Source organism: Ureibacillus thermophilus (assembly GCF_004331915.1).
Classification (GTDB): Bacteria; Bacillota; Bacilli; order Bacillales_A; family Planococcaceae; genus Ureibacillus; species Ureibacillus thermophilus.
In genome coordinates, this window is sequence record NZ_CP036528.1 from 343,354 (window position 1) to 362,208 (window position 18,855).

14 protein-coding genes, 1 pseudogene and 1 riboswitch are annotated in these 18,855 nt (G+C 38.9%); of the genes and pseudogenes, 5 read left to right on the forward strand and 10 right to left on the reverse strand.

What is annotated here, in order from left to right; translation table 11 throughout:
- The first annotated feature begins 48 nt into the window (after positions 1–48).
- Entirely contained in the window at positions 49–1,437 is a 1,389-nt protein-coding gene (gene fumC / locus DKZ56_RS01580; RefSeq protein WP_208650976.1) for a class II fumarate hydratase, read from the forward strand.
- A gap of 274 nt (positions 1,438–1,711) precedes the next feature.
- On the opposite strand, the pseudogene DKZ56_RS01585 reads toward fumC, so the two are convergent.
- The 5 genes and pseudogenes from DKZ56_RS01585 to DKZ56_RS01605 form a co-directional block, all read right to left on the reverse strand.
- A pseudogene (locus DKZ56_RS01585) lies at positions 1,712–2,137 on the reverse strand (reverse transcriptase domain-containing protein); the annotation flags it as partial.
- A gap of 742 nt (positions 2,138–2,879) precedes the next feature.
- Positions 2,880–4,178, reverse strand: a complete 1,299-nt coding sequence (locus tag DKZ56_RS01590) for a nucleobase:cation symporter-2 family protein (RefSeq protein WP_208650977.1) — start codon at positions 4,176–4,178, stop codon at positions 2,880–2,882.
- Positions 4,179–4,215: 37 nt separating this feature from the next.
- Complete coding sequence (locus DKZ56_RS01595) at positions 4,216–4,788, reverse strand: xanthine phosphoribosyltransferase (protein WP_208650978.1); 573 nt, start codon at positions 4,786–4,788, stop codon at positions 4,216–4,218.
- A 119-nt stretch (positions 4,789–4,907) separates the two neighbouring features.
- Positions 4,908–5,009: riboswitch (purine riboswitch) on the reverse strand.
- Between the two features lie 138 nt (positions 5,010–5,147).
- A complete protein-coding gene (locus tag DKZ56_RS01600) occupies positions 5,148–5,837 on the reverse strand; it encodes a hypothetical protein (protein WP_208650979.1) in 690 nt (229 codons plus the stop codon).
- Positions 5,838–5,925: 88 nt separating this feature from the next.
- Positions 5,926–7,365: an amino acid permease gene (locus tag DKZ56_RS01605; protein WP_208650980.1), complete on the reverse strand. Its 1,440-nt coding sequence runs from the start codon at positions 7,363–7,365 to the stop codon at positions 5,926–5,928.
- A gap of 175 nt (positions 7,366–7,540) precedes the next feature.
- Here DKZ56_RS01605 and DKZ56_RS01610 point away from each other — a divergent pair, with 175 nt between their 5' ends.
- From DKZ56_RS01610 to DKZ56_RS01620, 3 genes are all read left to right on the forward strand, one after another.
- Positions 7,541–8,740: a CynX/NimT family MFS transporter gene (locus tag DKZ56_RS01610; protein WP_208650981.1), complete on the forward strand. Its 1,200-nt coding sequence runs from the start codon at positions 7,541–7,543 to the stop codon at positions 8,738–8,740.
- A gap of 71 nt (positions 8,741–8,811) precedes the next feature.
- Entirely contained in the window at positions 8,812–9,366 is a 555-nt protein-coding gene (locus DKZ56_RS01615; protein WP_208650982.1) for a restriction endonuclease, read from the forward strand.
- A gap of 279 nt (positions 9,367–9,645) precedes the next feature.
- Positions 9,646–11,136, forward strand: coding sequence for a catalase (locus DKZ56_RS01620; protein ID WP_208650983.1), 1,491 nt, complete (start codon positions 9,646–9,648; stop codon positions 11,134–11,136).
- 470 nt (positions 11,137–11,606) lie between these two features.
- On the opposite strand, the gene ftsH is transcribed toward DKZ56_RS01620, so the two are convergent.
- Both ftsH and DKZ56_RS01630 read right to left on the reverse strand, forming a co-directional pair.
- Entirely contained in the window at positions 11,607–13,427 is a 1,821-nt protein-coding gene (ftsH, locus tag DKZ56_RS01625; protein ID WP_208650984.1) for an ATP-dependent zinc metalloprotease FtsH, read from the reverse strand.
- 94 nt (positions 13,428–13,521) lie between these two features.
- On the reverse strand, positions 13,522–14,451 hold the full coding sequence (locus DKZ56_RS01630; RefSeq protein WP_208650985.1) for an AEC family transporter: 930 nt from the start codon (positions 14,449–14,451) through the stop codon (positions 13,522–13,524).
- A gap of 192 nt (positions 14,452–14,643) precedes the next feature.
- Here DKZ56_RS01630 and DKZ56_RS01635 point away from each other — a divergent pair, with 192 nt between their 5' ends.
- Positions 14,644–16,110 carry a hypothetical protein gene (locus DKZ56_RS01635; RefSeq protein WP_208650986.1) on the forward strand — a complete coding sequence of 489 codons (1,467 nt, stop codon included), beginning with the start codon at positions 14,644–14,646 and terminating at the stop codon, positions 16,108–16,110.
- Positions 16,111–16,135: 25 nt separating this feature from the next.
- On the opposite strand, the gene DKZ56_RS01640 is transcribed toward DKZ56_RS01635, so the two are convergent.
- From DKZ56_RS01640 to DKZ56_RS01650, 3 genes are all read right to left on the reverse strand, one after another.
- On the reverse strand, positions 16,136–17,320 hold the full coding sequence (locus DKZ56_RS01640) for a CaiB/BaiF CoA transferase family protein (RefSeq protein WP_208650987.1): 1,185 nt from the start codon (positions 17,318–17,320) through the stop codon (positions 16,136–16,138).
- 280 nt (positions 17,321–17,600) lie between these two features.
- Positions 17,601–17,891: a DUF6509 family protein gene (locus DKZ56_RS01645; protein ID WP_208650988.1), complete on the reverse strand. Its 291-nt coding sequence runs from the start codon at positions 17,889–17,891 to the stop codon at positions 17,601–17,603.
- A 137-nt stretch (positions 17,892–18,028) separates the two neighbouring features.
- A complete protein-coding gene (locus tag DKZ56_RS01650; RefSeq protein WP_208650989.1) occupies positions 18,029–18,844 on the reverse strand; it encodes a metallophosphoesterase in 816 nt (271 codons plus the stop codon).
- Between the last annotated feature and the right edge of the window lie 11 nt (positions 18,845–18,855).

Consider the following 18,855-nt stretch of genomic DNA (forward strand, 5'->3'; position numbering starts at 1 on the left):
GGTTAAAATACATTTATCAATACTTCATCATAAAGGAGTTGTATCAAAATGGAATACCGTATTGAAAGAGATACGCTAGGTGAAGTGCGTGTTCCAGCAGATAAAATTTGGGGGGCACAAACACAACGCAGCAAAGAAAACTTCCAAATCGGCACAGAGAAAATGCCAAAAGAAGTTATTCGCGCTTTCGCTATTTTAAAAAAATCCGCAGCAATTGCCAATAAAAAATTAAATAAATTATCAGAAGCAAAAGCGAATGCCATTATTACTGCTGCAGATGAAATTCTTGAAGGCAAATGGGATGACCAATTCCCGCTTGTTGTTTGGCAAACAGGCAGCGGCACCCAATCCAATATGAATGTGAATGAAGTAATCGCCCACCGCGCAAACCAACTATTAGCAGAACAAGATTCATCTGAAAAAGTTCATCCAAACGATGATGTCAACATGAGCCAAAGCTCCAACGACACATTCCCAACAGCATTGCACATCGCCGCTGTTGAAATGGTGGAAGATTATTTACTTCCTCGATTAGAACTATTGAAAAATACATTAAAAGAAAAGTCCGAAGCCTTCAAAGATATTATCAAAATCGGCCGCACGCACTTGCAAGATGCAACGCCTTTAACACTTGGACAAGAAATCAGCGGCTGGCACTATATGCTTGAGCGCTCTGAAGCAATGATTAAACAAAATACAGAGTACTTAAAAAGCTTAGCAATCGGTGGTACAGCCGTTGGTACAGGCATCAACGCCCACCCAAAATTCGGCGACATGGTGGCAGAAGAAATCAGCAACCTTACCGGCAAAAAATTCGTTTCTTCCCCAAATAAATTCCATGCCTTAACAAGCCATGATGAAATTGTTGCGGCTCACGGTGCCTTAAAAGCATTAGCAGTGGATTTAATGAAAATTGCCAACGATGTAAGATGGCTTGCTAGCGGCCCTCGCAGCGGTATTGGGGAAATTACGATCCCTGCCAATGAACCTGGAAGTTCTATTATGCCTGGCAAAGTAAACCCTACACAATCTGAAGCCATGACAATGGTGGTAACACAAGTAGTAGGAAATGATGCAACAATCGCCTTTGCAGCCAGCCAAGGTAACTTTGAACTAAACGTATTTAAACCAGTCATTATTTATAACTTCTTGCAATCAGCACGTCTCCTTGCAGATGCAATGAAATCCTTTAATGACAAATGTGCAGTGGGCATTGAACCAAATCATGAGGTGTTAAAACGCAACTTAGAAAATTCTTTAATGCTTGTGACTGCATTAAACCCTTACATCGGCTACGAAAACGCAGCAAAAATTGCGAAAAAAGCCCATGCAGAAGGAACAACATTAAAAGAAGCAGCTCTTGCCCTTGGCTTATTAACAGAAGAACAATTCGACCAATATGTAGACCCGAAAAAAATGATTTATCCAAATGCTTAAATCCCGGGCATAACCCCAATCGAGTAGGAGGGAGCGATTAACTCCCGTCCTCTCACACCACCGTACGTACGGTTCCGTATACGGCGGTTCAATTAAGATCATTGACGCAAGTTTTCATAACGAGCTTCAAGACTTTTCAGCCCTTGGTTTCTCCAATAGGAGTTACCAAGGGGTCTGTGTAATATTGGACTATTTGAAATACGCCAATAACTCTTCCGAGTATTTCCCCATTCATACGCTTGCCATTGTGGTACGCCAAGTTGAATAAGGTTGCAAAGAATTTCTCCAAGTCCATATCTACAACCCATCGATGTCCATCTCTTATATATTCTTTCGCTTTCCTCACCGCATCATGGGCACTTCGGTTTGGTCGAAATCCGTAGCTGTTTTCAGAGAATGTAGGGTCATACACTTTTGAAAGTACTTGGGCGATTGCTTGTTGAATCAAACGGTCTGTTACGGTAGGGATTCCTAGTAAACGAACACCGCCGTCAGGTTTCGGGATTTCGACTCTGCGGACTGGCATTGGTTCATAAGTTCCCTTGAGAATTGCCTCCTTAATAGATAGCCAGTTTTCGACTATGTGCTGTCGTAGGTTTTGTACGGGCATCATATCTACTCCGTGGCTTCCTTTATTCTGTTCTACACGTTTTAGTGCTTGAAGCATGTTCTCCCGTGACAGGATTTGATTCAAAAGCATCGTTATTCTCCTTCCGTGAATAGCTGTTCTCTTTATTCCAGTGGTCACTCCACCCTCCAAGAGGTCTCCCACGGGATTCACCGCTTCCTTCCTCAAGTGAGGTACTACGTTTTCTGTGTTCATCATGACTCACTGAATGCCAAGGGCTATTCTCTCTTAATTGTTCGGTCCTTCTTAGTTGTTCTAGACCAACTAATACTATGACCTCTGCTGACTTCTGACGGTTCAGCTACTTATCACTAAGTAGGTTATGAAGCGTATTTCACCTATCCGCCAGACCTCCCCGGGTAAGTACATGCACTTTCACACCATCTATCCGCCTCATTTACTCGATATGACCTTCGACAGAAAGAGCTTTGTTTTGTTTGGCAAACTCACTCAATCATACCTAGCCTTATATGAGGTTCGTGTTCCTCGGACCGGTGTTTTGCCTCCAGCTTCCTTCAGATTCCGCGTCACCACGGACACCCTTGCGTTGAGCTAACCTCTACTTCTGTCTTCGGGGTTCGGGACTTACACCCTATCGTTCATGTACATGCCGGGCGCACTAAAAAAGGGGAGGCGTCTGAAAAGTCATTTCAAGACGCCCCCTTTGCGGCTGTCGCTAGAGTTTTGCCGCAGATAAATTGCGACGAGGAGGCGCGTTTGTGTGACCACCGCAGGGAAAGTTTTTAAAAGAATATTACTATAAGAAGTAAGGTTGTTCAGAAAGTGTTCGACTTTCTGGATAGCCCCTTTTTCTTTATTTTTCTACCGTTGCTGCGGCCACTGCCTTCACTTTTTTCGGACCAACCATATTAAATAAAATGTTTAACACGATGGCAGATAAAGAACCGCACACAATTCCATTGGATGTTAAAATGGATAGGCTCTCTGGCAATACTTCGAAAATATTAGGAACAAAAGCGACCCCCGCTCCAAGAGCAACTGAAATTGCAACAATCATTGTATTTTCCGGCGATTTTAAAATTTCAGGAGCCAGCATCGTAATTCCTTGCGTCAATACCATTCCAAACATGGCAAGCATGGCGCCGCCTAAAACTGATGTTGGAATAATGGTTGTGAGCGCTGCAATTTTTGGTAAAAAGCCTAATGCAACTAACATAACGCCCGTAATAACGATGATTTTTCTTTCCTTAACCCCTGTCATTTTGATAAGTCCCACATTTTGGGAGAAGGTTGTATATGGAAAGGCGTTAAAAATTCCTCCGATAATGGATGCCAATCCTTCTGAACGATAACCGCGGGCTAAATCTTCTGCCGAAATCTGCTTTTTCTCAATATCCCCTAATGCAAAATATACGCCACTAGATTCCACCAATGACACCATCGCAACAAGGGTCATCGTAATGATGGAAGCTAAATCAAAGGTTGGTGTGCCAAAATAAAATGGCTGAACCATATGAAACCATCCTGCTTCTTTGACAGGTGAAAAATCCACTTTCCCCATAAACATACCTACAATTGTTCCAAATACTAATCCTAATAATATGGAGATAGAACGGATAAAACCTGTGGCAAAACGATAAATCAATAAAATGATGAATAGTGTTATCATCGCTAAAGCAATGTTGGACGCTGAGGCAAAATCTTCAGCCCCTTGTCCGCCGCCCATATTATTCATTGCCACTGGAACTAGGGAAATCGCAATAATGGTTACAACAGAACCTGTTACGACAGGAGGGAAAAATTTTACTAACTTTCCGAATACTCTTGATATAAAGATAACAATCAGCCCTGAAGCAATGATGGAGCCGTAAATGGCGCCGATTCCTTTGCTTTGGCCAATTGATATAATCGGGAATACGGCTGTAAAAGTACATCCTAATACAACAGGCAATCCAATTCCAAAAACTTTCCCTCTCATCACTTGCAGCAATGTAGCAATCCCGCACATCATAATGTCAATTGCTACTAAGTATGTCATTTGCTGCTCATCAAAACCTAATGACCCCCCAATAATCAATGGCACCAAAATCGCACCTGCATACATAGCAAGTAAATGCTGTATTCCTAGAGTTATAGCTTTTCCATTTGTCATGAAATGATGTTCCTCCTCAAAGTCATTCAACAATTGATTATTCAGCAAATTCAATCGTGTTGTTTTTTAAAGACTTGATAATGGCTAAAGATTCCACCCGGACGCCTTGTTCTCTCAGCATTTTTCCGCCATTTTGGAATCCTTTTTCAATCACGATGCCAACGCCGACTACTTTACATCCGGCTTGTTTTGCAATATCCAATAATCCTTTTACCGCTTCGCCATTTGCTAAAAAATCATCAATAATAACGACATTGTCATCTGGAGATAAAAAGTCTTTCGAAACGGATATTTCATTCGTTTCTCTTTTTGTAAAGGAATACACTTGCGAAGTATATAAATCACCGGATAGAGTCAAAGATTTCTTTTTGCGTGCAAAAACGACTTGCGCCCCAATTGCTAACCCTAACATCGTTGCAGGTGCAATACCAGAGGATTCAATGGTTAAGACCTTTGTAATCACTTCATCATTAAAGCGTTTCGCAAATTCTTCTCCAATTTCTTTCATTAACAGCGAATCAATTTGATGGTTCAAAAAAGAATCTACTTTCAGCACAGTATCTGAAAGCACTTTGCCTTCTTTCGCAATTTTTTCTTTTAACAGATCCATTAAAGAATCTCCCTTTCATCATTCCTTAATAATAAAAAAATCGAAAGACTTTCCCTATGAGGAATAAGCCTTTCGATGGATCGAAAGTACATAGACTTGTACATATATACAACATTCGACAAATCTATTTATCCCCTCATAGTCGACTTATTTACGGTAAGTCGGTAGAAACTTGCGAGCCATATTCCCGCGATTATATGAGTGCGATAATATTTCATTATGAATGTTTATTATTATAAACACGTCATTTGTCGAATGCAAGGTTTTTATATGAAAAAAGTCGTTATTATTCGGAAATTACAGCAAATTCGACCAAATCGGCCATCTAATTGTTCGTATTTTCAGTCTTTTTAAACAGTTTACAACAAACGGCCAATCGTTTCTTTTAATGCTTCAAAGGCTGTCCCTTCTTTTCCAAAATAGGACATATTTCGACATACAACTATTTTGCATGTTTCGCCATTTGGAAGAGGAAATTCTCCAATTGCCCCTAATTTCTCCAACTCCTGCACTGTGCCGGTTTCAAAAGCATTTGCCTTATGAATCAACCGGTCTTGATAAATTTCACGAAACTCCTCGAAAGCTTTTGAACCTTGAATGATGAGAACTTCCGGCATGAATTCATAAAGCACTTGTTCAAACAATTTCTTTCCAGAAAGATAGCAAAAATGGTTTTCCTTTTTCATTTGTTTAAATTGTTTATAATCTTTTGCTATAAAGCCATTTACATTTGTTAATACAACGTTTTCGTTGAATGTTTTTTTCATCCATTGAGCAAAATTTAGACTTCCTTTATATTCCCTTGAAGCCGTGATCATTTCAAGGCCATTTAGTTGTTCGAACAATTCCCCGTCCACTAAAGAATCAGCGAATATTTTCGCCTCATCTACATCAAAATAAGCAAGGGTTTCTGGATATAAACCAACTAAAAACACTTTTGACTTGTACGGGTTGCCATCTACTTGAAACGGCCGATACTTGATTTCTTGGGATTGTCCGTCAATTACCCACTCATGTATTTTTTTAAAAAAGCCCACTGAAACTGTCATTTTTTCCATCCTTTGCGATTTCGTCCTATAAAACATTTCTTTCCCCATTATAACAACAGAATCTTTAAGTTTATATGATGAAGAACACTTACTTATGTTTTTCTACATCTAAATTGCATTCTTCAAGTGGGATGATTTTTGTTTTATGTTTTATTTTATACCCTAGCCACAACATGATAAACAAAGGAAGCCCAATATAGGAAACTGCGATGCCATGCCAATCAATTGTGCCGATAAAGGCTTGATAATTTTGTCCAATGATGACGATTAAACATAAAATCAATGCAAACAAGGAGCCAAAAGGATATATCGGCGCTTTATAAGGCAAATCTTTTAAGTCTCTTCCCTGCTTAATGTAAGCTTTTCGGAAGCGGTAATGGCTGATGGCAATCCCTACCCATGCAATAAAGCCGGATAATCCGGAAGCATTCAATAGCCAAATATATACAATACCATCACCAAAAAAGGATGATAAAAATGCTAAACATCCAATAGCAAGAGTTGCAAGCAGAGCATAAATCGGCACCCCGCGGCGATTTAATTTTGTAAACATTTTCGGTGCTTTTCCATCCACCGCAAGCTGCCATAACATGCGGGATGAAGCATATAAACCTGAATTCCCGGCAGAAAGCATCGCTGTTAGAATAATGGCATTCATAATGGATGCAGCAAAAGCGATTCCCAATTTATCAAATACTAAAGTAAATGGGGATACAGCAACATCTTCAGATAACAGCCGCGAATCTGTATATGGAACTAAAAGACCGATGGCAAGAATTGCTAAAATATAGAACAGCAAGATGCGCCAGAAAACAGAACGTACAGCTTTTGGAATATTTTTTCCAGGATCTTCCGTTTCCCCTGCAGTAATTCCTAACAATTCCGTTCCTTGAAAGGAAAATCCTGCGGCTAAAAATATCCCAAAGATGGCGAGAAATCCACCGTTAAACGGTGCATCGCCAATAAAGAAGTTAGTAAAACCGATTTGTTCCCCCCCAATAATTCCGAATACCATTAAATAGGACACGATAATAAAGATGATAACCGTTGCAACTTTAATCATGGCAAACCAATATTCACTTTCGCCATACGCATTTACAGATAAAAGATTGAAGGTCAAAACGACAGCAATAAAAAGGATTGTCCAAAGAGCGGACGGACTATCAGGGAACCAATATTTCATAATTAAATTAACCGCTGAAATTTCGGCTGCAATAGTAATTGCCCAGTTATACCAATAATTCCATCCCATCGCAAATCCAAAGGCAGGATCCACAAAGTTCGTCGCATATGTACTAAAGGAACCGGATGAAGGCATATAGGCAGCCATCTCCCCTAAACTTGTCATGAGGAAATAAACCATCATGCCAATAAGCGCATACGCTAGCAGCGCCCCACCCGGCCCCGCTTGAGCGACGGAAGCTCCGCTGGCAAGAAATAATCCTGTGCCAATCGTACCTCCTAAACTAATCATGGTGATATGTCGGCTTTTTAAGCTACGTCTCAGTTGTTTTTCATTTTCTTTCATAAAAAAATCTCCTTTAAATCCATTACTCCATCTACACATTTTTCGCCTATATTTAACAAGCATTCATCTATAAAATTTTAAAATTCGAATGTATTATTATTTTTGAACCTTCTTTAAAAAGGTACTTTATAAATATAACATTATTTTCGCCAATTTGAATTGTTGGGGGTCTATTATGAAAACTGAACGGAAATACCCTGCAAAAAAACTTCAATTTACTTTTGGAACTTTTCTTTTTTTCGTAGCGATTATTTTTTTTGCAACAACCGTAAGAACGCCCCTCACAGGTGTAGGAACGATTATTTCGTATATCCGTGAAGATTTAGGTATTTCAAATACAACAGCAGGTTTTTTAACAACCATTCCCCTTCTTGCCTTTGCTATTGTTTCTCCCATTGCACCAAAGATTTCACGCAAATTCGGTATGGAATTTACGCTTTTTTATTCACTTATTCTTTTATCTGTCGGGATTCTTATAAGATCAGCCGGCAACATTACTTTATTAATTTTCGGCACGGTGTTGATCGGTGTCGCGATTTCGTTTGGAAACGTATTGTTCCCTAGCTTTTTTAAAGCAAAATATCCATATCAGGTAGGCCTATTGACAGGCATCTATACGGTGGCGATGAATATTTCAGCAGCAGCATCCCTTGCCTTTAGCCAACCCATTGCAGAGCGTACCGGATGGCAAGGCGCCCTCGGATGCACCGTAATTTTCGGTTTGCTTACGATGATTGCATGGATTCCTATACTTCGCGGTGAACGAGTAGAACAATTCCATTCCGCTCATGAACAAACAGGCGGGAAGAAAATTTGGCAGTCTTCTCTCGCATGGGCAATTGCCATTGTTATGGGGATGCAGTCTTTATTATTTTACTGCTCCACTGCTTGGATTCCAGAAATCTTAGTGTCGCAAGGATTCAGTTTAGAAAAAGCCGGTTTCATGACATCTATTTTTCAACTATCCCAAATGCCAATGACGTTTTTCATTCCAATAGTAGCCGAAAAATTGTCATCTCAAAGACCCATTGTCTATTTCTTTACTTTTTGTTACCTCATCGGCTTCGGTGGACTGTTCTTTGAATGGACCAGCGGCGCAGTGCTTTGGATGATTTTATTAGGATTTGCATCAGGTTCTTCCTTTGGACTGGTATTAATGCTCTTTACATTGCGTACAAGAAATGCTTATGAAGCTTCTGAAATTTCCGGATTCGCTCAATCTTTCGGCTATTTAATTTCCGCAGTCGGCCCTGTACTTTTTGGTTTCATTCAAGAATTAACAGGCAGCTGGGCGGTGCCAAACATGATTTTTATCGCAACTTCTCTTATTTTATTTGTTTTTTCTTTCATCAGTGCAAAAGAACGCTATATCTAACTAAAACAAACATACGTACCCTTTTTATGATACTATAAGTGTTGAACTAGTATAGTAAGGGGTTAAAGGAATTGGCAAAAAAAACGAAAAAGAAAAAGAAATTCAGCCGTAATTTATTCCGGCTTCTTCTTATCATTGTCGCTTATTTTGGCTGGTACTATACGAGAACTTTGGAAGGTATGTTGATCACTTTAGGGGTTTTTATACTTTCTTTCCTTATGATTAAAATATGGTGGAAAATGAGACGGGTTTTACAGTTGAGAAAAGCGGGTATAAAACAAATAGATGAAATGACAGGAGAAGAATTTGAAGAATACTTAGGCATGCTTTTTAAAAAACGAGGCTTTAAAGTACGTTATACAAAAACTTCCGGCGATTATGGAGCCGACCTGATTTTAGAAGATCGGGAAAATACGATTGCCGTACAGGCGAAAAGGTATTCCGGTACAGTAGGCGTCAAAGCCGTTCAAGAAGTAATAGGAGCTTTAAAAATGTATGATGCGACAGAAGCATGGGTTGTGACAAACAGCTACTTTACAAAACAAGCACAAAAACTTGCGGAATCCAACGATGTATACTTAATCGACCGGGATGAATTAATTGAAATTATTTTAGATTCCAAATAATGGGTGTTCATCTTATTGATGACACCCTATTTTATTATCATTTATATTACTAAATTTTCAATTATCTTCTTCTAAAAAAGATTAGCACTATGGAAATATTCGTAATGGACGATTGATTTCACACACTTTCAAAGAAAATTTCAAGAATTCTTCAATCTAAAAAAGATATTAATATTTTTGTAAAAAATTCTTAAAAATAATAATTCTAATTTAGTAGACATTTTAATTTATACATGTTATATTATGAATCAAGCAAGAACAAATGAGGAGGGTTAAAAGATGACAAACAATCTTAATAAACGCCAACAATTTACAAAAGCAAACGGTGCTCCAGTAATCAGCAATCACGATTCCATGACAGCTGGCAAAAGAGGTCCGGTTTTATTACAAGACGTATGGTTAATAGAAAAACTTGCAAACTTCAACCGCGAAGTGATTCCAGAACGACGCATGCACGCTAAAGGTTCCGGAGCACACGGTGTATTTACAGTGACGAATGACATTACAAAATATACGAAAGCCAAAATGTTCTCACAAGTTGGGAAAAAGACTCCGCTATTCATCCGTTTCTCAACAGTAGCTGGTGAACGAGGCTATGCGGATGCAGTTCGCGATATTCGCGGATTTGCCATTAAATTCTATACAGAAGAAGGAAACTGGGACTTAGTCGGCAACAACACACCTGTATTCTTCTTCCGTGATCCATTGCACTTCACAGACTTGAACCACGTGGTAAAACGCGATCCACGTACAAATATGCACAATCCAAATAGCAACTGGGATTTCTGGACATTGCTTCCTGAAGCATTGCACCAAATTACCATTACAATGTCTGACCGAGGCATTCCAGCAAGCTACCGTCATATGCACGGTTTCGGTTCACATACGTACAGCTTTATTAACGAAGATAACGAACGTGTGTGGGTGAAATTCCACTTCATTACACAACAAGGCATTAAAAACTTAACAGACCAAGAAGCAGCTGAAGTAAGAGGTAAAGACCCAGATTCACACCAACGCGATCTTTATAACGCCATTGAAAACGGCGACTATCCAAAATGGAAAATGTACATCCAAGTGATGACAGAAGAACAAGCAAAAGAAATGCCATATAACCCATTTGACTTAACAAAAGTATGGTATAAAAAAGACTTCCCACTTATTGAAGTTGGTGAAATCGAACTTAATAAAAACCCTGATAACTACTTTGCAGAAGTAGAACAAGCTGCATTCTCGCCATCCAACATCGTGCCTGGCATCGGCTATTCGCCAGACCGCATGCTTCAAGCCCGTATTTTCGCATATGCGGACGCGCAACGTTACCGCTTAGGTGTAAACCATTATTTGCTACCAATTAATGCACCTAAATGTCCATTCCGCTCATTCCACCGCGATGGAGCAATGCGTTTCGATGGCAACTTAGGAAGTACATTAAGCTATGAACCAAATAGCTACGGCGAATGGCAGCATAACCTAGATTTAAAAGAGCCGCCATTAGCGCTTGAAGGCGATGCAGATATTTATGACTTCCGAGAAGACGACAACAACTACTTTGAACAACCTGGTAAACTGTTCCGTTTAATGACGGCTGAAGAACAACAACGCCTATTCGAAAACACTGCCCGCAATATGGAAGGGGTTGAAGAATTTATTAAACGCCGCCACATCTTGCACTGCTACTTAGCAGATCCTGCTTATGGTGAAGGTGTTGCCAAAGCTTTAGGTTTATCATTAGACGGTATGGATTTATCAAACCCATATGTTAAATAAAATTGACTTGGCTGTTCCAAGAACCTATTCTTAATCGCTTACACATCTACTATTTATTGATACTCAAAACCTGCTTTGCCTTTCATATGGTAAAGCAGGTTTTTTCTTTTCACTATTTCTGCTATCTTTAAATTAAATATAAAGAAAAAGAGGTTTGGACAATCTAAAAAATCATCATTTTCTCCAAAGAGAAAATGATGATTTTTTGATATGTTATTAAAAATTGATTTCCGTTCTGGGGACGCTTTCCGCGGGCCCGGCTAGACTCTCCTCTGAGTCATCCCTTCGCTCCTCGTGGTCTCGAGAGGGCTCGTCGCAGGAAAGCTTTGAATTTACTTCTTTGAACTTGCTCCGCTTTGCGACTAAGCGTGCGCGACAGGAACTCGCCCCGTCACTCCAATCAATTTTTTATCAAAACTCTTTCAGCTACCGCTATAATTTTTGGTTTATGTCCCAGCCTTTTTATATATTTATTGGCTAACCACGGATTCATTTTCTAAAATGCTCATGAATTCTTCGCCGCTGATTGTTTCTTTTTCTAGCAAATACGCAGCTAATTCGTGAAGCTTGTCGATGTTTTCTGTAAGAATTTGGCGCGCTTTTTCATGGGCACTTTCTATAATGTTTTGCACTTCTTCATCGATTTTGGCTGCCGTTTCATCGGAACAGATGAGGGAACTATCCCCGCCTAAATATACATTGGACACTGTTTCAAGTCCCATCATGCCAAAATGCTCGCTCATGCCATAGCGGGTCACCATCGCCCTCGCCAATTTTGTCGCTTGTTCAATATCGTTGGCAGCACCTGAAGTAACAGATTGGAAAACAATTTCTTCCGCCGTTCTTCCGCCAGTCAATGTCACAATTTTGTTAAAAAGCTCTTCTTTTGAAAGCAAATAACGTTCTTCTTCTTCCACTTGCATTGTATAGCCTAAAGCTCCAGAAGTGCGCGGAATAATGGTGATTTTTTGCACCGGAGCAGAATGTGACTGTTTCGCTGCAACAATGGCATGTCCAATTTCGTGGTAAGCCACAATTTTCTTCTCTTGCGGAGACAGAATTTTACTTTTTCGTCTATATCCTGCAATGGTGATTTCCACTGCTTCTTCAAGGTCTTCTTGAATGACTTTCGTACGTCCCATTCTCACTGCTCTTAAAGCGGCTTCGTTGACGATATTTGCAAGATCAGCTCCTGATGCCCCCGGTGTTGCTTTGGCAATAGCCGCAACATCAATATTGTCGTCTTTGGCCACCTTTTTCAAATGAACATTTAAGATGGCTTCCCTTCCATTTAAATCAGGCAGTTCAAGGGGAATGCGCCGGTCGAATCTTCCAGGACGCAAAAGGGCTTGGTCCAACACTTCAGGACGGTTCGTTGCTGCTAAAATCACCACGCCTTTGCTCGAATCAAAACCATCCATTTCATATAACAATTGATTTAAAGTTTGTTCCCGTTCATCATTTCCTTGGGTTAAATTAACGCCCCGTTTTTTCCCGATAGCATCAATTTCATCAATAAACACAATGCATGGCGCTTTTTCTTGGGCTTGCTTAAACAAATCACGGACGCGAGCAGCCCCCATTCCCACAAACATTTCAACAAACTCGGAACCGGAAATGGTAAAGAACGGCACTTTCGCTTCCCCAGCAACCGCTTTGGCAATCAATGTTTTCCCCGTTCCTGGAGGTCCAACCAACAAAACCCCTTTTGGAAGTTTTGCTCCCACTTGCCGGTATTTTTCAGGATTATGCAAAAAGTCTACAATTTCTTTTAAGGCTTCTTTTGCCTCATCTTGCCCTGCTACATCATTAAAACTTTTTCCTGTTTCAGATTCCACATAGATTTTTGCATTGGATTTACCAAAGGTTAATACATCCGCCCTCGATTGGCGAAGTCCCCGTGTTAAGAAACTTCCAAGGAGCAAAATAATCAAAAATGGAACAATCCATAATAAAATGAATCGAATTAAAGGCGAAAATTCATTTGGAATGGTTTTTGTAAACGGTACATTGGCTTCATATAGCCGGTCCACTAATTTTGCATCTTCAACCACACCTGTTTTATAAATGACATCTTTATTGTCTTTTTCCGTGAATGTAATGGCATCATCTTGAATCGTTACGTTTTTCACTTTCCCGTCTTCAACCATTTGAAGGAAAGAGCCATAGTCCACTTCTTCTACTTTTTGCTTCTGAATGCCCGGAAAAATGAGGGCATTTAATAACACAATCGCCATTAAGATAAAAAAATAGTATGTTAGAGAACGATTTTGAGGTTGCTTTTCTTTCATAGCAGCTCACATCCTTTTTTTTTTCTATACTATTAGTTTACAAATGTTTACACTTAATAGCGAAACAGTTTTTGAACTTTTATTTAACCTTCACTTACCCAAAAAGTAGATTCGATAAATAAATTACAATGGTCACAGTAATGCAGCTGACAATGGTTGAGAATAATACGGTTTGAGCTGCTGTGTTAGACTCCACATCATATTCCAAAGCAAGGCTGGAACTGTTGCGGGAAGTTGGAAAGGAGCTTGCAATTAATAAAGATTTGGCCACAACGCCATCGATGCCAAGAAGATAAATAACTAGAAGCGCAATGGCTGGCCCTACCACGAGGCGCATAAAACAGCTTGTAATAATGGTTTTATTGAGCATTGTGCGCATTTCAAGCTGAGACAACTGCGCTCCGAGAGTAATTAACGCAACGGCAACAAACCCATCCGCCACATGGTCTAATGGAATTCGGAAGGTTTGCGGAATTTCAAAGTCTGCTACATTTAAAATGATGCCAAGCGTCAATGCATGGACAATCGGCATCTTTAAAAAGTCTTTTACAATTTCTAATCCCGATTTGGTTGCAGAGATTAAATTGTACAACCCGTAAGTATAAGTCGTCATATTTTGAAAGATTACGAGAATCACTTGAATGGCAACGCCAATGGGCTGCTGGGCAAACACCATTTGCGCCACCGGAATGCCATAGTTCCCGGAGTTAATGAGCACGATACTATTTTTAAACACTGCAGATTCAGAACGATTAAGCCCAAGCAGTTTCGCCACATAATGACTCATCATCATTTGACTGCCAATAAATAAAACAATAAAACCTGCCACTTGGGCAAGTACTGACATGCTGATAGACGTTTCATATATATTGACAAACACCGCTGCTGGCATGAAACAGTATGTAACAAGCTGAGACAACGCTTTTAAGTTAAAATGAAATTTCTTTTGTAAGATAGCTCCTACTACAAGAAGAACAAGAATCGGCGCTACGATTTGGAAAAATATCATCGATAGGTATTGCATATTTGCGACCTCTCTTAAAATAATGAATGCTCTATTAGATTGATAAAGGATAATATTACATTATACTAAAGAATCCATCAAAAAGGAAAAATCCAATTAAAGTCTTTACATTTCTTCCTTGAACAGTTTAATTTAGAAATAGTACCTCATTTTGGAATTATCTAATGAAGTGACTTTAGGGGGAAGCGAAGAATGATCAAATTCGATGAACAACTCTTTCTGCAAACGAAAGGACAAATAGGAGATTCTTTTGAAAAAGCTCTTCAACAATTCGGCGGTTATGATGAAGATGAAGAGATTTTTGGCAGCATCCTTCCCCTTGACCAAATTATTCTCAAAAAATCAGAAGCAGCTAATGTCCTTTTTCAATCCATTAAACAGCACTGGGGAAAACTCGATTTATTTACCCTGGAAATGTTTCGTTCATCGAACATTGATCTAAACAATGTGCAAAGTAAACTGGATGCCTTCTTCTCTTCCGCAACGAGCAAAAACATTATTTTTGAACATGCTTTAATGAAAAATGTATTCAACTTTTCCCATTTTATCGAACTGGTTTTTGGAAAAAAAACCGAATACTCTAAATCCATTTCAAAATTAAACGAAATCTATTTCTATAAAATCGGAAAAAAATATCTTATACATATTCTGTATAATCATAAAATTGATTTTTGGCGTTATTTGTATGCTAAAAAAATTTACTCTGTTTTTTTGCAGGCGCCATTACATACAATTCAAAATCCTCTTGATTTAATCAACCAATTTAAACAATACATACAATCATTTATGACCCAAAGCCAAGTCATTTCAACGATGAATCACTTCATTCAAAAAATTGATTATAAAAACCCACGTTCTTATGTGCTTAAAGAATTTCATTTATTAAATATCTCCCTTCATTTCATAGGGGGAAAACGCCATTATAAAAAAATCCACAAACTGATTGCAGAAGTGGTCAAAACATGGGAAGCCGGAGAGTGGGCGTTGACAGAGAAAGAAGAAACGCTATTATCTTATATTTTGGCGGTGGATGGTGCAAAACATGGAGATACGGAAAAAACGATTGCATATGGCAAGTATTTAATTACGAATGACCGTTTAATTAATCATTCCATTGAATTATTGATTGATTATGGAAAAGTGCTGCCGAATTTAAAACCGGAACCGGAATCTTTAGTCAAACGGTATGACCAGAACTATCTGGAACAAATCTTCTTTATTGTGATTGATGCCCTTGTCAAGAAAGGTCAATATGGAGATGTGCTGCAATTATTGAAGGAATACGAAATCGCTTCCTGTACAAGCATTTATGAATGTTTAAATACAGAGGCATTCAATAAAGATTTGCTTTTGAAAATTGAAGCAGCCGTGCAGCGAAATATTGCCTACATCGTCGATCAATCCCATCAACACGTTATGCAATCCATTGAAAAATGGCTGGAGCAATATAAAGAAGCAGAAAGTCCCCTCTATCCAATTGCCCGTATGACTTCCACCCATGTATGCAACCTGTTGAAAACTTTTTTTGCTACAGAACAATTTGAACTTTTTGAGCAGTTGATGAGCATTTATAAAAAATATTTAATGCTTCAAGAGGACTTTGAAGACTTGCGGGATTTTGTCGTAAGCTTTATGGAAAAGAAAACGTCCCAAAAGTAATTAGTCATTACCTTTGGGACATTTTTTATTCAAGCACACCATTTTCATGGAAAGATTTAATTTCGTCATCGGAATAGCCAAGAGATTTCAAAATGTCATCTGTATGTTCTCCCACTTTGGCGCCGACAAATTTATAAGTTGGTTCCACCCCTTCAAATTTAATGGCTGTGCCGATTTGTTTTTGGGTTGTGCCGTCTTCTTTAGGCACATCTACAATCATCTGGCGTGCGCGAATTTGAGGATGATTGCAAGCTTCTTCAAAGTTAAGAACCGGCTCCACACAGCCTTCAAAATCTTCATTAAACACTTCCAGCCATTCATCAAACGTTTTTGTCAAGAATGCGTCTTTTACCGCTTCTTTAAACCGTTTTTGCGTATACGTAGAATCATTAAAAGTGCTTTGAATTAATTCAGGAATATCCAACGCCTCACATAATAGTTTGCGGAAATGGGGCTCTAAACTGCCGACGGAGAAATATCGGCCATCCTTCGTTTCGTAGTAATCATAAAACGTGCCGCCATTTAAAATTTCTTCTTCCGGCTTTGGCAATTCCCCTGTACCTAAATAAGCGGTTCCATACAACGCATTCATCGTAAATACCGCATCGGTCATGGAAATATCAATATATTTTCCTTCCCCGGTTTTTTCCCGATGCAGTGCAGATGCAAGAATACCAATTGCTGCATGCAATGTGCCCCCAGCTATATCTGCAATTTGCACCCCCATGGAAACCGGTTTTTTGCCTTTGTGGCGGGAATAGTCAAGAATGCCTGAAATGGATAAATAGTTATTATCATGCCCTGGACGGTTGCGGTACGGTCCTGTTTGTCCATATCCTGTAATGGAACAATAAATAATTTTTGGATTAACCTTTTTCAGCGACTCATAATCGAGACCTAGGCGTTCCATCACTCCCGGGCGAAATCCTTCAACAACAATGTCATATTCCTGAATTAATTTTTTTACAATCTCCACCGCTTCTTTTGTCTTTAAGTTCAATTTAATTGATTTTTTGGAACGATTTAAATGTTGATGCACATAGGATTCTTTATTTTCATCATACGGAGGCATAATGCGCATCAAATCCACTCTTCTTGTGGATTCCACATGAATGACATCCGCGCCGAAATCAGCAAACATCATTGTTGCAAAAACCCCTGGAAGCATTGATGAGAAATCTAAAATTTTTAAATCTTTCAGTATCGTCACTCTCTCCATCCCCTTTACGAACAAACATTTTCGCAGCAAAATCCTTCTTTATAATAGTTATAACTCAATTTATTATACTAATATTTTAAAATAATCTGAATATTTTGTGAACCTATTATACTATATATGTCTCAAGAACGTAAGAAATTATTAGATTAAAGATTTTGGAAGAAAAGTTCAATCATAATCATACAATTTCTTTAATTTATTAAAAAAATATCACCCAAAATCCTTTTGGATGATATTTCATAACTTATCAGCTATAGGAAATACTACTTCGCTACTCTTCACTTTCTAATTGTTCCTTACAGAAAGCTAAAAGATATTGTTCCTCTTCTTCCTCTAGCGCCAGTTCAATATAATGTTCATCTTTTTTATCCATAATGAAATAGTTGATAATAAACGGACCTTCCCCTTCATCTCCTATAAGCAGCCGGATTTGCGTACCTGCTTCTGAATAAAGTTCATCCTCTTCATCCACTTCTACATCCACCAAAAATTCATACCGTTTCCCTTGAATAATCCCTGTCGGATCCACCAATTCTTCCATCTTAAAATTGATAATATTCATCCGTATAATCTCCTTTGCTAAATTCCATGGGAAAATCTAATTACAATCTTAATAAAAAAACTGGCTTGGGCAAATAAAAAATATAAAGGAGGCGTCTCAAAATGTCTTTTCAGACGCCCCCTTTTCACCCATTATCGTTATTTCGTCTTCAACTCCACCACTACAATTTCAGGGAAGTTAAAAATTCGGAAAGGGGCCATGCTATTGCCCAAACCTCTGCTGACATTCATCGTCGTGTGATTCTCTTCGTAAAACCCTGCTGTATATTTAGGGAAAAATCCTTGTCCCGGTGCAATGATTCCCCCTACAAAAGGAATCCGAACCTGTCCACCATGGGCATGACCGGTAAAGACGAAATCAATTTCATTTTTCACGTATATATCAAACTTTTCTGGGCGATGGGCAAGCAGTACGGTAAATGCATCTTTCGGAACATTGGCTAAAGCCATGTCCAGCATTCTTTCTGTATCAACGCCATTTAATGGATCTTCGATACCGGCAACGGCTATTCTTTCCCCATTCCGTTCAATCCATACAGCTGCGTTCGGCAAAATATACACGCCCAGTTTTTCAAGAGCCTCATAAATTTTCGAAACTTGATTGATGGCGACTTCATGGTTGCCCAAAACGTAATAGACATCCGCAATTTTTACAAATTCACGAACCGCCATTAAACTTTGGTCCAAATGATAACGATTGCTGTCAATTAAATCACCTGTAATAAAAATCGCATCAGGATTTGTCTTTTTCACTTTTTTAATCAGTTTGTCCTGATTTTCGCCAAACAAAGCATCATGCAAGTCAGACACTTGGGTGATTCGAAAGCCATCAAAGGATTCCGGTATTTTTTCAGATTCATAAATTCTTTCTGTCATCACGATCCAATGATTATTGGCGTATAAAAATACATAGAGAGCAATCATCAACAATAGTAGTTTCAGTAACTTTTTCAATATCGTCCGCT

What these genes read in the sequence shown, in the direction of transcription:
- DKZ56_RS01590 (WP_208650977.1), bottom strand. Translation starts at nt 4,178, where the DNA reads ATGACAAATGGAAAAGCTATAACTCTAGGAATACAGCATTTACTTGCT.
- fumC (WP_208650976.1), top strand. Translation starts at nt 49, where the DNA reads ATGGAATACCGTATTGAAAGAGATACGCTAGGTGAAGTGCGTGTTCCA.
- DKZ56_RS01635 (WP_208650986.1), top strand. Translation starts at nt 14,644, where the DNA reads ATGATCAAATTCGATGAACAACTCTTTCTGCAAACGAAAGGACAAATA.
- DKZ56_RS01605 (WP_208650980.1), bottom strand. Translation starts at nt 7,365, where the DNA reads ATGAAAGAAAATGAAAAACAACTGAGACGTAGCTTAAAAAGCCGACAT.
- DKZ56_RS01620 (WP_208650983.1), top strand. Translation starts at nt 9,646, where the DNA reads ATGACAAACAATCTTAATAAACGCCAACAATTTACAAAAGCAAACGGT.
- DKZ56_RS01595 (WP_208650978.1), bottom strand. Translation starts at nt 4,788, where the DNA reads ATGGATCTGTTAAAAGAAAAAATTGCGAAAGAAGGCAAAGTGCTTTCA.
- DKZ56_RS01610 (WP_208650981.1), top strand. Translation starts at nt 7,541, where the DNA reads ATGAAAACTGAACGGAAATACCCTGCAAAAAAACTTCAATTTACTTTT.
- DKZ56_RS01645 (WP_208650988.1), bottom strand. Translation starts at nt 17,891, where the DNA reads ATGAATATTATCAATTTTAAGATGGAAGAATTGGTGGATCCGACAGGG.
- DKZ56_RS01600 (WP_208650979.1), bottom strand. Translation starts at nt 5,837, where the DNA reads ATGACAGTTTCAGTGGGCTTTTTTAAAAAAATACATGAGTGGGTAATT.
- ftsH (WP_208650984.1), bottom strand. Translation starts at nt 13,427, where the DNA reads ATGAAAGAAAAGCAACCTCAAAATCGTTCTCTAACATACTATTTTTTT.
- DKZ56_RS01630 (WP_208650985.1), bottom strand. Translation starts at nt 14,451, where the DNA reads ATGCAATACCTATCGATGATATTTTTCCAAATCGTAGCGCCGATTCTT.